The 13,962-nt window shown below is 68.3% G+C and carries 13 protein-coding genes; 9 read left to right on the forward strand and 4 right to left on the reverse strand.

The window, feature by feature from the left end; translation table 11 throughout:
• Nucleotides 1-159: 159 nt before the first annotated feature.
• Nucleotides 160-1,617 (forward strand): MFS transporter, encoded by a 1,458-nt coding sequence (locus tag ABD378_RS04990; protein WP_344519153.1) that lies wholly within the window; start codon nt 160-162, stop codon nt 1,615-1,617.
• Nucleotides 1,618-1,634: 17 nt separating this feature from the next.
• Here ABD378_RS04990 and ABD378_RS04995 read toward each other — a convergent pair whose 3' ends face one another.
• Nucleotides 1,635-2,054, reverse strand: coding sequence for a MarR family winged helix-turn-helix transcriptional regulator (locus ABD378_RS04995; RefSeq protein ID WP_344519195.1), 420 nt, complete (start codon nt 2,052-2,054; stop codon nt 1,635-1,637).
• Between the two features lie 170 nt (nt 2,055-2,224).
• Here ABD378_RS04995 and ABD378_RS05000 point away from each other — a divergent pair, with 170 nt between their 5' ends.
• From ABD378_RS05000 to ABD378_RS05015, 4 genes are all read left to right on the forward strand, one after another.
• A complete protein-coding gene (locus tag ABD378_RS05000; RefSeq protein ID WP_160506481.1) occupies nt 2,225-2,560 on the forward strand; it encodes a YnfA family protein in 336 nt (111 codons plus the stop codon).
• Between the two features lie 80 nt (nt 2,561-2,640).
• Nucleotides 2,641-3,423, forward strand: a complete 783-nt coding sequence (locus ABD378_RS05005) for an SDR family NAD(P)-dependent oxidoreductase (RefSeq protein WP_344519154.1) — start codon at nt 2,641-2,643, stop codon at nt 3,421-3,423.
• Nucleotides 3,423-3,590 carry a hypothetical protein gene (locus ABD378_RS05010; protein WP_344519155.1) on the forward strand — a complete coding sequence of 56 codons (168 nt, stop codon included), beginning with the start codon at nt 3,423-3,425 and terminating at the stop codon, nt 3,588-3,590. Before ABD378_RS05005 ends, ABD378_RS05010 begins: the two co-directional genes overlap by 1 nt.
• Nucleotides 3,591-3,770: 180 nt before the next feature.
• The gene (locus ABD378_RS05015) at nt 3,771-4,649 is read left to right on the forward strand and encodes a hypothetical protein (protein ID WP_344519156.1); all 879 of its coding nucleotides are present in this window, start codon (nt 3,771-3,773) and stop codon (nt 4,647-4,649) included.
• A 50-nt stretch (nt 4,650-4,699) separates the two neighbouring features.
• Here ABD378_RS05015 and ABD378_RS05020 read toward each other — a convergent pair whose 3' ends face one another.
• Nucleotides 4,700-5,893: an RtcB family protein gene (locus ABD378_RS05020; protein WP_344519196.1), complete on the reverse strand. Its 1,194-nt coding sequence runs from the start codon at nt 5,891-5,893 to the stop codon at nt 4,700-4,702.
• A 191-nt stretch (nt 5,894-6,084) separates the two neighbouring features.
• On the opposite strand from ABD378_RS05020, the gene ABD378_RS05025 reads away from it, so the two are divergent.
• From ABD378_RS05025 to ABD378_RS05035, 3 genes are all read left to right on the forward strand, one after another.
• Entirely contained in the window at nt 6,085-6,960 is an 876-nt protein-coding gene (locus tag ABD378_RS05025; RefSeq protein ID WP_344519157.1) for a DUF3558 domain-containing protein, read from the forward strand.
• Between the two features lie 116 nt (nt 6,961-7,076).
• Nucleotides 7,077-7,961 (forward strand): DUF3558 domain-containing protein, encoded by an 885-nt coding sequence (locus ABD378_RS05030; protein WP_344519158.1) that lies wholly within the window; start codon nt 7,077-7,079, stop codon nt 7,959-7,961.
• 172 nt (nt 7,962-8,133) lie between these two features.
• Nucleotides 8,134-9,555, forward strand: a complete 1,422-nt coding sequence (locus ABD378_RS05035; RefSeq protein ID WP_344519159.1) for a DUF2637 domain-containing protein — start codon at nt 8,134-8,136, stop codon at nt 9,553-9,555.
• A 15-nt stretch (nt 9,556-9,570) separates the two neighbouring features.
• Here ABD378_RS05035 and ABD378_RS05040 read toward each other — a convergent pair whose 3' ends face one another.
• Together ABD378_RS05040 and lysS are read right to left on the reverse strand one after the other, a co-directional pair.
• Nucleotides 9,571-9,780, reverse strand: a complete 210-nt coding sequence (locus tag ABD378_RS05040) for a hypothetical protein (RefSeq protein WP_344519160.1) — start codon at nt 9,778-9,780, stop codon at nt 9,571-9,573.
• A gap of 501 nt (nt 9,781-10,281) precedes the next feature.
• On the reverse strand, nt 10,282-12,036 hold the full coding sequence (lysS, locus tag ABD378_RS05045) for a lysine--tRNA ligase (protein WP_344519161.1): 1,755 nt from the start codon (nt 12,034-12,036) through the stop codon (nt 10,282-10,284).
• Between the two features lie 146 nt (nt 12,037-12,182).
• Here lysS and argS point away from each other — a divergent pair, with 146 nt between their 5' ends.
• Entirely contained in the window at nt 12,183-13,955 is a 1,773-nt protein-coding gene (gene argS / locus ABD378_RS05050) for an arginine--tRNA ligase (RefSeq protein WP_344519162.1), read from the forward strand.
• The last annotated feature ends 7 nt before the right edge of the window (nt 13,956-13,962 follow it).

The following is a 13,962-nucleotide window of genomic DNA, read 5'->3' on the forward strand; positions in this document are numbered from 1 at the left end:
GCCAAACCGCCTCGCAGCCAAACCGCCTTGACAGCCCGGCGCACCCTCCCGCACATTTATCTGCGTCACGCAGCTTCTGCACGGCGATGTGGATCCCCCTGCCCCGCCGTGGCCGCGTACCCAGAGCTCTCGCACCCCTCAGACGAAGGACCCCCTCCCATGCCCACGGCCACCCATGCCTCCGATGCCTCCGATGCCTCCCACGCATCCCATCCCACGCCCACGGAAACCTTCACCCCGAGAAAACGCTGGGCCGTCCTCGGCGTGATCCTCGCCGCCGACGTGCTCGACCTCGTCGACGCCACCATCACCAACATCGCCGCCCCCACCATCGCCAAGGACCTCGGCGGCGGCCCCGCACTCATCCAGTGGCTCGGCGCCTCCTACGCGCTCGCCCTCGGCGTACTCCTCGTCATCGGCGGACGCCTCGGCGACAAGTACGGAAAGCGGCGGCTCTTCCTGCTCGGCCTCGCCGGATTCACGATCGCCTCGGTCGCCTGCGGGCTCGCCTTCAGCCCCGAGTCGATCACCATCGCCCGCCTCACGCAGGGCGCCTTCGGAGCGCTCGTCATCCCGCAGGGCTTCGGCATCCTCGGCGCGGTCTGGCCCCGCGAGGAGATCGGCAAGGCGTTCAGCCTCTTCGCGCCCGCCATGGGACTCTCCGCCGTCGGCGGCCCCATCCTCGCCGGGTTCCTGATCGACGCCGACCTCGGCGGCCTCGGCTGGCGGTCCATGTTCCTGATCAACCTCGTCCTCGGCGGCGCCGCCCTCATCGCCGCCGTCCGCCTCCTCCCCAAGGACCCCGGCGACAGGGCCACTTCGATCGACGGCACCGGATCCGCCTACCTCGGCGCCACCATGCTCGGACTGCTCTCCGGCCTCATCGACGGCTCCACGAACGGCTGGACCGCCGCGCCCATCCTGCTGATCGCCGCAGGACTCGCCTCCTTCGCGCTCTTCTGCCGCCGTCAGCGCACCGCACACAACCCGCTGATCCAGCCATCGCTGCTGCGCAACCGCGGCTTCACCTCAGGGCTCGTCCTCTGCGTCGCCTTCTCCGCCGCCGTCTCCGGACTGCTCTACGTCATCTCGCTCTACCTGCAAGAAGGACTCGGCCGCTCACCCTCCGGCACCGCGCTCGGCCTCGTCCCGCTCTCCGTGGGCATCGTCATCGCGTCCATCGCCTGCCACGGCCTCATCGGCAGGCTCGGCCGCAAGCTCGTCCTGATCGGCCTGCTGATCATCCTGACCGGCACCGGATACCTGTTCGCCATGGTCGCCAACGCCGGTACAGACATGGGGAGTTGGACACTGGTTCCGCCCCTGCTCATCGTCGGGCTCGGCATGGGCACCTGCTTCGGCACCGTCTACGACATCACCATCGGCGACATCGCACCCCAGGAAGCGGGCAGCGCCAGCGGCTCACTCAGCGCGGTGCAGCAACTGGCCAACGCGATCGGCGCGGCCACCGTCGTCACCGTCTTCTTCAAGACCCTCGACGGCGGACCGGACCACGCCATGACCGTCACCCTCGCCGTCGTCGCGAGCGTCACGCTGCTGTGCTGCGGCCTCGTACGACTCCTGCCACACAAACCGCAGGAGGACCAGCACCACTAGACCCCGCCCGGCAGGGGTCAGCCGTCCAGCTCCCCGCCCCGCAACCGCGCCACCTGCGCCGCACTGAACTCCACGGTGCGGCGCATGTGGCCGATGAGCAGGTCAAGTTCATCGTCGTCATACCGCTCGAAGAGCGTGAACCAGCCGCCACCGAGCTTGTCCCACATCCGCCCGAACTCCGCCACCGCGTCCGGCACCGTCGAGACCAGGACCCGCCGCCGGTCGACGGCGTCCCGCTCCCGCACGACATAGCCCGCCTTCTCCAGACGGTCCACGAGCCGCGTCGCCGAACCCGTCGTCAGACCGGTCAGCTCGGCGATGCGGCCCGTCGTGACGGGGGCTTCCTCCAGGCTGAGCAGGTTCAGGCACTGCAGATCGGTGGGGTGCAGCTTCAGATGGTCGGCGACGGCCTGATTGAAAAGGGCGTACGACGCCATGTAGCGCCGCGACTCGACGGACAACTCGTCCACGAGAGCGGCGCGCCGCGCACCGGTCGTCTTCTTGGCCACGAAGGACCCCCTTCTCAAGACATCTGCGTCAAACAGAAAGCGTACGACGCAGACACTCGCCCCCGCGCCCCCCATGCCCCCCATGCCACGATTCCCCCATGCTGATCGCCCGCTCCGCAGCCCTCTTCGCCCTCGCCGCACTCTTCGAGATCGGCGGCGCCTGGCTCGTCTGGCAGGGCGTACGCGAGCACAAGGGCTGGGCCTGGATCGGCGCCGGCGTCATCGCCCTCGGCGTCTACGGCTTCGTGGCCACACTCCAGCCCGACGCCGAGTTCGGCCGCATCCTCGCCGCGTACGGCGGGGTCTTCGTCGCCGGGTCGATCGCCTGGGGCATGGTCGCCGACGGCTACCGGCCCGACCGCTGGGACGTCACCGGAGCACTGATCTGCCTCGCCGGCATGGCGGTGATCATGTACGCGCCGCGAGGCCGCTGAGGACCACGAGCAGCCCGCCTATCCTTGGCCCAGGAACAGGACAGAACGTACGTACGCATCAGGACGCCCAAGGAGCAGCCATGACCGCCGCCGCGAACGCCGCGCCCGCCGCCACCCGCATCGCGATCGTCACCGGCGCGAACAGCGGCACCGGCGCCGCCACCGCGCGCGGACTCGCCGCCGCCGGCTACCGCGTCCTCCTCACCGCCCGCCGCAAGGACCGCATCGAAGCCCTCGCCGCCGAGATCACGGCCGCGGGCCACGACGCGATGGCGTACGCACTCGACATCACCGACCGCACAGCCGTGGACGAGTTCGCCACCGCCTTCGGCAAGATCGCGGTCCTGGTCAACAACGCGGGCGGCGCGCTCGGCGCCGACACCATCGCCGCCGGCGACCCCGCCGACTGGCGCCAGATGTACGAGACGAACGTCATCGGCACCCTGAACGTCACCCAGGCCCTGCTCCCCGCACTCACCGCCAGCGGCGACGGCACGATCGTGGTCCTCTCCTCCACGGCGGGCCACGGCACGTACGAGGGCGGCGGCGGCTACGTGGCGGCCAAGCACGCCGAACACGTCCTCGCCGAGACCCTCCGCCTGGAGATCGTCGGCACCCCGGTCCGCGTCATCGAGGTCGCCCCCGGCATGGTCAAGACCGAGGAGTTCGCCACGACCCGCTTCGGCGGCGACACCGAGAAGGCCGCGAAGGTCTACGCAGGAGTGCCGGCCCCCCTCACGGCGGACGACGTGGCGGACACGATCACCTGGGCGGTGACCCGCCCACCCCACGTCAACATCGACCTCCTGGTGGTCCGCCCCCGCGCCCAGGCCTCGAACACGAAGGTCCACAGGGAGCTGTGATGCCGGAGCCGGACGAAGCGGCCGGGACTCCCGAGACGGCCGAGCAGCAACGCCTCACCCAGGAGACGAAGAACGAAAAGCTGATGTGGTGGTACCTGGCGTACTTCCTCTTCGGCATCCACATCATCGCGTTCGTCATGATCTTCGCCATCAAGAACGCGAAGTAGGCGTTCCGCCTCGGGCATCCAGAGACGCGAGTCACCCACATTGGTGAACGCGTCCTATCGCCATGCCCGTTGACGTGTGACCTGCCTAGGCTCAGGTCGACAACAGCACACAGAACGGCCCTCGGCCGGGACTGCAATCCCGGCCGAGGGCCTGACCATCAAGGAAGGACTCACTTCCTCATGGCTGAACGCGAGCCTAGCGCGCACCAATTCACGCTGGACGATGCCCTCGGCTTCGACACGCCAGCAGCATCCTTCATGGACCTCGAAGTCCCTGACTACGCCTACATGTTCGGCTTCTTGCAGGCTGATGGGCATCTACAGCAAGGCCCGGGTCAGAAAGGGCGACTGACCGTCGAGATCAACGTGCGCGACATCGAGATCCTGCGCGCGTTCCAGCGCCTGACCCCGTACAACAGCACCATCAGCGAGCGCACCCGAGACACGAACTTCTCCGAAGCACATCACTCGGCCACGTGGAGCCTGTGCTCTCTCGAAGCCAGGACCAGGATCAACCAACTCGGCCTGCCTTACGGCCGCAAGTCCAAGAAGATCGCTCCGCCGCGCGTCGAGTTCTCGCGGCGAGACTATCTGCGGGGGGTCATCGACGCGGACGGCTCGGTCGGCTACACGAGCCAAGGCTTCCCGTTCATCTCTCTGACCACGGCCAGCACGGCTGTCGGGGTCTACCTCTGCCGTTACGCGCGGATGCTCACAGGGGCTGAACGCCTCATCAAGCGCAACACCCGTGATGAGATCTACAACATCAGCTACGAGAAGGAACCGGCCATGCAACTGGCCGCAGATCTCTACTACCCAGGCTGCCTGTCCTTAGAGCGCAAGCAGATGAAAGCGGAGGCACTCGCCTCATGGGTTCGTCCAGCCGGGATGAAGGTCTCCCCCAAACGTCGCTGGAAGGAGTGGGAGGACCAGATCCTGCTGGACCTTTGCAGCCCCACCGCGGCAGCTGAAGCCTTGGGACGAACCGTGCAGAGCTGCAACCTCCGCCACTGGCGCCTGCGTAACGGCCAGGTTCCGTTGCCATCGACGAAACAGTAAAACGCTGAGCGGTGGATCCAGGGTTGGCAACAGCCCGGGTCCACCGCGGTTCAGCCCTTCACGCAGATGAACTGCTTCAGCTTCGCCACGACCTCAACAAGGTCACGCTGATGCTCCATGACCTGCTCGATCGGCTTGTACGCCCCCGGGATCTCATCCACGACACCCGAGTCCTTACGGCACTCGACGCCCCGCGTCTGGTCCTCCAGGTCCTGCGTCGAGAAGCGCTTCTTCGCCGCGTTCCGGCTCATCCGTCGACCCGCGCCGTGCGAGGCGGAGTTGAAGGCCTTCTCGTTGCCGAGGCCCTTCACGATGTACGTTGCCGTGCCCATCGACCCCGGAATGATGCCGAGGTCACCGGAGCCCGCCCGGATCGCACCTTTCCGCGTGACCAGCAGGTCCATGCCCTCGTACCGTTCCTCGGCAACATAGTTGTGGTGACAGCTGACCTCCGCCTCAAAGGTCGGCTTCGCCTTCTTGAACTCCCGACGGATGACGTCCTTCAAGAGCCCCATCATGATCGCGCGGTTGTACTTCGCGTACTCCTGAGCCCAGTAGAGATCGTTCCGGTACGCCGTCATCTGCGGGGTGTCCGACACGAAGACGGCCAAATCACGGTCTACCAGGCCCTGGTTGTGCGGGAGCTTCTGCGCGATTCCTATGTGGTGCTCGGCGAGTTCCTTGCCGATGTTGCGGGAGCCGGAGTGCAGAGTGAGCCACACCGAGCCTATCGAATCGAACGACAGTTCCAGGTGGTGATTCCCTCCGCCGAGGGTTCCCATCTGCTTAGTAGCCCGATCCTCACGGAACTGCACGGCATCAGCGACCCCCTCAAATCGCGACCAGAAGTCCTCCCACCCGCCGGTGGCGAACCCATGCAGCCTCCCCGGATCCACCGGATCCGCATGCATCCCCCGCCCCACAGGAATCGCAGCCTCAATCTTCGACCGAAGCCGCGACAGATCCCCCGGCAGATCATTGGCCGTCAGGGAGGTCTTGACGGCGGACATGCCGCAGCCGATGTCCACACCCACCGCCGCAGGACACACCGCCCCCTGCATGGCGATCACCGAACCGACCGTCGCACCCTTGCCGTAGTGGACGTCCGGCATGACGGCCAGGCCCTTGATCCAGGGCAGGGTCGCCACGTTCTGGAGTTGCTGGAGTGCGACGTCCTCGACCGAGGCCGGGTCCGTCCACATCCGGATCGGTACCTTTGCCCCCGGAACCTCTACATATGACATAACGCCCTCAATCCCCCGTTGTTGAACATAAGTCTCGCAAGCCCTGTAGGACTTGAAACGCAAATACCGGCGCCAAGGTCAACGAAAGCGACGACGGACCGGCGTCCACGGCATTGCGTGCGATACACATTGTGTCCACCGGTCGCCCACCAGCGGCAACCCAATATCCCCGGCGAGAAGGAGCCCACACGGTGCAGCGGAAGGCCTACGTACCAGGCGTCGCAGCTCTCATCGCGGCGCTGCTCGCCGGCTGCACGGGCGGGGGTGCGCTCGGCGGTGAGCCGGACGACTCGAAGCCCGGCGACAGCGGCAGCTCGACCTCGGCGGCCGAGCCCGGCAAGTACCGCACGCTCCCCGAGCCCTGCGGCGAGGTCGACCGCGGCACGCTCGACTCGATGCTGCCCGGCATCGAGGAGATGCCGGACGAGGAGCAGCAGGAGAAGGCGTACGAGGGTGTGCCCACCGTCACGTACGACACCGACCGGCGTGTGGGTTGCCGCTGGAAGGTGGAGTCCTCGGACGCCACCCACCATCTGCTCGTGGACTTCGAGCGCGTGGTCTCGTACGACACGGCCGTGAGTGATGACACCCGTGCCACGGAGGTCTACTCGTCGAAGGTGCAGAAGGCGGATCTGCCCGAGCCCTCCGGCACCCCGACCGCCGATGCCGAGCCGTCCGACAGTGCCGGGACCGGGACGGATGCGGGCGAGTCCGACAAGGGTGACGGGAAGGGCGATGGGAAGGGTGACGGCAAGGGTGACGAGAAGGGTGACGCGGGCGACAGTGCCTCCAGCGGCGCCCCGGAAGAGGCCGTCACGCCCCTCGGTCTTGAGCCCCGTGTCCTCGACGACCTGGGCGACGAGGCCTTCCTGGACGACGCGTTCTCCACGTCCGCTTCGGCGACCCGGCACCGCACGGTGACTGTGGTGTTCCGCACGTCGAACGTCATCGTGACCGTCGAGTACGACGAGCAGCCGGGGCGTCGCACCGACATCCCTGACAGCAAGGAAATGCAGGACAAGGCGCAGGAACTGGCCGGAATGCTGGCCGACAGGTTCGACGAGTAGCGGCGGTTCGGACAGGTGCCCGGCTCTCCGGAAGCGGAGTCGTCCGCGTCGGGCACGGCGTACCGTGGCCCATCGAACCGACGACAGCCGTCTTGAGTGACTTGAGTGAAGGAACCATGCACCGACCAGCACAGCGACTCACCCGCATACTCACCTGCGCAGCCGCCGTACCGGTGATCCTCGTTGCCTCCGGCTGCTCCTCCGACTCCGGCTCGGGCTCGGACGGGGCCAAGAAGGACTCGGGTTCGAAGGCTTCCGCCTCGGCCTCGGGCAAGGACAAGGCCGCGAGCGTGGAGAAGGCGGCGTTCAGCAAGCTGCCCGAGCCCTGCGAGGTCCTGTCGAAGAAGACGCTCGACGACCTTGTCCCGAAGGCGAAGGACAAGTCGGGCAAGGCGGGCACGTCCGATGACACGTCGGCGCGTGGCACCTGCTCCTGGGACAGCCTTGAGAACAACGGCGTGGACGGCTCGCAGTTCCGCTGGCTCCGTGTCTCGCTGATGCGCTTCGACTCGGACGCGTCGTTGGGCAGCGGTGCCAAGCGCGCGCAGAACAACTTCGCGAAGCAGGTCGCGGACGCGCAGGCGACGGAGGGCGCGAAGAGCGTCAAGACGGAGCCGGTGCCGGGGATGGGCGACCAGACGACGGTCGTGCACTACGACCTGAAGAAGGACAAGGAAAACTTCAAGCAGCAGACGGTCGTGACGCGCGTGGAGAACGCGGTCGTCACGATCGACTACAACGGCGCGGGTCTGGCCGGTGACAAGGCGCCGAGCTCGAAGGAGCTGTCGAAGGCTGCCGAGAAGGCCGCGAAGGAGGCCGCCGAGAAGGTCGTCTCCGCGAACAAGTCGGGCGGCGCGAGCGACGGCGGCTCCGGCAGCGACTCGGGCAGCGGTTCGGGCAGTGGCTCCGGCGACAAGTCCGGCAGCGGCTCGAAGGGCTCGGACAGCCCCAAGTCGGACTCCGGGTCGGACTCCAAGTCCAGCACCAAGCCCAAGAGCTGACGCAGGACGCGGAAACCGCCGCACGCGCCACGCGTGCAACTCGCGGCGCAGTCAAGGCAGTTGTGGAGCCCGGCCCTTTGTTGGCCGGGCTCCTGCCGTACCGGCACACCGTCTTCCGCATGCGTGTGCCAGGCTGTCGCTCGCAACAAACCGAACAGGGAGGGGTTCGCGGGTGGCCGCGATGCAGCTGACACGCACGCACCGAATACTCATCGGCGTGGTCGTCGCCGGTGCGGTCGTCATCGCCGGCATCGGTTTCGCGGGGTCGTACGCGGCCGTGCGCGAGCTCGCCGAGCAGAAGGGCTTCGGCAGCTTCTCGGTGGTCTTCCCGATCGGCATCGACGCGGGCATCTGCGTCCTGCTGGCGCTCGACCTCCTCCTTACGTGGATTCGCATCCCCTTCCCGCTGCTTCGTCAGACGGCGTGGCTTCTGACGGCGGCGACGATCGCCTTCAACGGCGCGGCGGCCTGGCCGGACCCGCTGGGTGTGGGCATGCACGCCGTCATCCCGATCCTGTTCGTGGTCGCCGTCGAGGCGGCGCGGCACGCGGTGGGCCGGATCGCGGACATCACGGCCGACAAGCACATGGAGGGCGTACGCCTCACGCGCTGGCTCCTCTCTCCCGTGCCCACGTTCAAGTTGTGGCGCCGGATGAAGCTGTGGGAGATCCGTTCGTACGAGCAGGTCATCCAGCTGGAGCAGGACCGTCTGATCTACCAGGCCCGCCTCCAGGCCCGCTTCGGCCGCTCCTGGCGCCGCAAGGCCCCGGTGGAGTCCTTGATGCCGCTGCGTCTGGCGCGCTTCGGCGTTCCCCTCTCGGAGACCGCTCCTGCGGGGCTCGCGGCGGCGGGCATCGAGCCCGCGTTGCTTCCGCCGGCGCCGGTGCGGGTGGCGGCGGAGCCGCAGCAGCCGGAGCTGGTGGCGCCGCGCGCGCCGCAGCTGGAGGCGGAGCCGCTGCCGCGGGCCGAGCAGCCGCAGCAGCAGTCGCCGGAGCCTGAGCCCGATGGTGCGCACGTGAGCCCGTGGTTCGCGGCTCAGCAGCCTTCGTACGTTCCTGAAGAGCCGCACGACCAGTGGTACGCGGACCAGCAGGCGTACGCGGAGCAGCAGGCCTACGTCGACCAGCAGGCGTATCTGGAGCAGCAGCAGGCGTACTTCGACGAGCACGGCAACGCGGCGGCTGCGCCTCCGGAGTCCGGGTTCCCGGTCCCCGCGGGGCCCGGCCGCACGCGCCCGCTGGGCGGTCAGCACCTGATCCCGGGCCCGCGCGAGGAGCAGGCTGTCGGGGGCAACATGCACGAGGAGGTCCCGGAGGCCCCGGAGGTCTCGGAGTCCCCGGAGGCACTGCCCGACGACACGTCCGGTCTCCCGGACGACGTCTCGCGTGACGACGCGTACTTCGCGGCGTTCCGCAAGTACGTGAGCGAGATCGGGGACTACCCCAACGCCCGCCAGTTCGGCCTGTACTTGATGGACCTGTACGGCGTCACGGGCCAGGCGGGCGGCCCTCCGGCGGAGAGCACGCTGCGCCCGTATCTGCGTGACTTCCGGGGCCGGTACCAGGAGGAACTGGACTCCGAGTACAGCGCGTAGCGGGCCTCAACGGGCTCAACCCCTGCTGCGGGCGCGCTTCTTGCCGTTCTCGCCCCAGATGGCGAGGGCGGCGCCGATGATGGCGAGGGCGAGGTATCCGGGGGTGGGTATGTCCCACCACTTCTGGAAGAGGCCCCACGGCTCGTCCCCGAAGGTGCGGCCTGCGACGCCGAGCGCGCCCTGAATCCCGACGACCCATCCGACGATGGAGATGATTTCCTTCATACGTCCACGGTCACTCGCCCCTGGGCGTTGGGCGTCCTGCCCCGGAGTGATCTCCGGGTAGTCCAAACGATGCAGGCCCTCCACCGTGGCCCCGCCCCGCCCCGCCGCAAGGCCGCGGCTTCCGGGTAAACCCCTGCTGCGTCCCCCGCTCCTCGCAAGCGCGTCTCTTCGCAGTGGCCCCGCTGTTCAGGCCCGCCGCTTCGCGGCGGATGTTTCCCGCCCGCCCACCCGATCACCCGCAGACTCGCCTGGCCGAACAGGCCTTCCCGCCCACCCACCCGATTGCCCCGCGGGGTAATCGGGTGGGTGGGCGGGAAAACCCCGCCGCGAAGCGGCGGTCCGGTCCAGGGCACGCGAAGCGAGGCGCCGCCCCACATCACCCGACAGCCCCGAAGCCAGGCCCGCCGCACGCGAAGCCACCCCGCAGGCCCGAAGCCAGGCCCGCCGCACGCGAAGGGGGCGTCGGCCAGGAGCTGGGCGGCGCCCCCCATCTGCGTACCGTTACGCGCCCAGCAGCTTGCGCACTCGCTCCGCGCCCACGGCGAGCAACAGCGTGGGCAGTCGCGGGCCCGTCTCTCGGGTCACGAGGAGGCGGTAGAGGAGGGCGAAGAAGGAGCGCTGTGCGACCTTGATCTCCGGCGGGAGTTCCTTCGCCGTCGCGTCCGCCGAGAACCCGGCCCGCACCTTCGGCACGCCGTACACCAGGTGCGTGAGCCCGTCGAGGGACCAGTGCGTGTCGAGGCCCTCCAGGAGCAGCCGCAGCGACTCGCGGCTCTCGTCGTCCAGGGACGAGAGCAGCTCCGTGTCCGGCTCCGCGCGCACGACCGTCCGTGCTTCGGCCGGGACCTGCGTAGTGATCCAGTTCTCGGCGCGGTCGAGCCGCGGCCGCGCCTCGTCCAGGGACGAGATCGGGTCCGAGGGGTCCAGGTCCCGCAGGATGCGGAGCGTCTGGTCCTCGGCGCCCGCCGTGATGTCCGCGACGGACGCGAGCGTCCGGTAGGGCAGCGGACGCGGCGTCTTCGGCAGCTCACCGGCGGCCGTACGCACCGCACGCGAGTGCGCGGCGGCATCGGCGGGCAGCACGGAGCTGTCGGCGACCTTCGCGTCCAGCTTGTCCCACTCGTCGTAGAGCCGCTGGATCTCCTGGTCGAAGGCGATCTTGAAGGACTGGTTCGGCCTGCGGCGCGCGTAGAGCCAGCGAAGGAGCGGTGCCTCCATGATCTTCAGCGCGTCGGCCGGGGTCGGCACGCCGCCCTTGGACGACGACATCTTCGCCATCCCGGAGATACCGACGAACGCGTACATCGGACCGATCGGCTGCACGCCGTCGAAGATCTCGCGCACGATCTGCCCGCCGACGACGAAGGACGACCCGGGAGACGAGTGGTCCACGCCGCTGGGCTCGAAGATGACGCCCTCGTACGCCCAGCGCATGGGCCAGTCGACCTTCCAGACCAGCTTGCCGCGGTTGAACTCGCTGAGCAGGACGGTCTCGGTGTGCCCGCAGTCCGCGCAGACGTAGGCGAGCTCGGTGCTCGCGTCGTCGTACGACGTGACCGTGGTCAGGTCCTTCTCGCACGCGCCGCAGTACGGCTTGTACGGGAAGTACCCGCTGGTGCCGCCGCTGCCGTCGTCCTCGCTGGCGGCGCCCGACCCCTCGGCGGCCTCCAGCTCGGCCTCGTCGACCGGCTTCTGCGACTGCTTCTGGCCGCCCTTCCCGGGGGCCTTCTTGGTGCGGTACTGGTCGAGGATCGCGTCGATGTCACCGCGGTGCTTCATCGCGTGCAGGATCTGCTCGCGGTAGACGCCCGAGGTGTACTGCTCGGTCTGGCTGATCCCGTCGTACTCCACGCCCAGCTCGTCGAGCGCCTCGGTCATGGCCGCCTTGAAGTGCTCGGCCCAGTTCGCGTACGCGGAACCGGCCGGGGCGGGCACGGAGGTGAGGGGCTTGCCGATGTGCTGGGCCCAGGACTCGTCGATGCCGGGGACACCGGCCGGGACCTTGCGGTACCGGTCGTAGTCGTCCCAGGAGATGAGGTGGCGGACCTCGTGCCCGCGTCGCCGGATCTCGTCCGCGACGAGGTGCGGGGTCATGACCTCGCGGAGGTTGCCGAGGTGGATCGGGCCTGAGGGGGAGAGCCCGGAGGCGACGACGACCGGTTTGCCCGGGGCACGACGCTCCGACTCGGAGATGACCTCGTCCGCGTAGCGGGAGACCCAGTCGGTGGTATCGGTGCTCTGAGCCACGATCGGCACGCCTTTCTGCTTCTGATCTTCTTCTACGTGAGTACCGCTTGTCGCGGCCATTCTCCCAGCTCCACCCGCAACCGCGAAAACCGCTTTTCTCTGCATGGGATACTTGCCGGGTCTATCTGCACCTCGAGGAGAACGGCATCCACTCCATGGCCTCGGTCACGTCCCTCACCGCCTCCGTCCACCAGCGCCTCGCGGACGCCCTCTCGGCTGCCCTGCCGGAGGCCGGCGCCGCCGACCCGCTGCTGCGACGAAGCGACCGGGCCGACTACCAGGCCAACGGGATCCTGGCCCTCGCCAAGAAGGCGAAGGCGAACCCGCGCGAGCTCGCGGCGAAGGTCGTGGACGCCCTCCCCGCGGACGACGGCACGATCAAGGACGTCGAGGTCTCGGGCCCCGGCTTCCTGAATGTCACGGTCACCGACAAGGCGATCACCGAGAACCTCGCCGCGCGCGCCGCCGACGGCGACCGGCTCGGCGTGCCGTTCGCGGAGAAGGCCGGCACGACGGTGGTCGACTGGGCCCAGCCGAACGTGGCCAAGGAGATGCACGTCGGTCACCTGCGCAACTCGGTCATCGGCAACTCCGTCGTCAAGATCCTTGAGTTCACCGGCGAGAAGGTGGTCAGCCGCCACCACATCGGCGACTGGGGCACCCAGTTCGGCATGCTCGTGCAGTATCTGCTGGAGCACCCGGACGCGCTGGGCCACAAGTCCGCCGAGGACACCACGGAGGCGGGCGAGGAGGCGATGTCCAGCCTCAACCGCGTCTACAAGGAGTCGAAGGTGCTCTTCGACTCCGACGAGGAGTTCAAGACGCGGGCCCGGCGCCGGGTGGTGGACCTCCAGGCGGGCGACCCGGAGACCCTCGCGATCTGGCAGCGGTTCGTGGACGAGTCGAAGGTGTACTTCTACTCGGTCTTCAACAAGCTGGACGTGCAGATCGAGGACGCGGACATCGTCGGTGAGTCGGGCTACAACGACATGCTGGCGGAGACCTGCCGCATCCTTGAGGAGTCCGGCGTCGCGGTCCGGTCGAACGGCGCGCTGTGCGTCTTCTTCGACGACGTGAAGGGCCCGGACGGCAACCCGTCCCCGCTGATCGTCCAGAAGTCCGACGGCGGCTTCGGGTACGCGGCGACCGACCTCTCCGCGATCCGCGACCGCGTCTTCAACCTGAAGGCGGACACGCTCCTCTACGTCGTGGACGCGCGGCAGTCCCTGCACTTCAAGATGGTCTTCGAGACGGCCCGCAGGGCAGGCTGGCTGACGGAGAACGTCAAGGCGGTGCAGCTCGGCTTCGGCACGGTCCTCGGCAAGGACGGCAAGCCGTTCAAGACGCGTGAGGGCGAGACCGTACGCCTCATCGACCTCCTCGACGAGGCGATCGACCGGGCGTCGGCCATCGTCCGCGAGAAGGCCCAGGACCTCTCCGAGGAGGAGATCGCCGAGCGCGGCGCCCAGGTGGGCATCGGTGCGGTGAAGTACGCGGACCTGTCGACGTCGGCGGTGCGCGACTACAAGTTCGACCTGGACCAGATGGTGTCCCTGAACGGCGACACGAGCGTGTACCTCCAGTACGCGTACGCCCGTATCCAGTCGATCCTGCGCAAGGCGGGCGACGTACGGCCGCAGGCGCATCCGGAGCTCGAACTGACCGCTGCCGAGCGGGCGTTGGGCCTGCACATCGACCAGTTCGCGGAGACGGTCGCCGAGGTCGCCGGGGAGTACGCGCCGCACAAGCTGGCCGCGTACCTCTACCAACTGGCCTCGTTCTACACGACGTTCTACGACAAGTGCCCGGTCCTGAAGGCGGACACCCCGGCCCAGGTCGAGAACCGCCTGTTCCTGTGCGACATCACGGCCCGCACCCTGCACCAGGGAATGGCGCTGCTCGGCATCAGGACGCCTGAGCGCCTCTGAGCCCCGC

Origin of the sequence: Streptomyces rectiviolaceus (genome assembly GCF_039533825.1) — a bacterium.
GTDB lineage: Bacteria > Actinomycetota > Actinomycetes > Streptomycetales > Streptomycetaceae > Streptomyces > Streptomyces rectiviolaceus.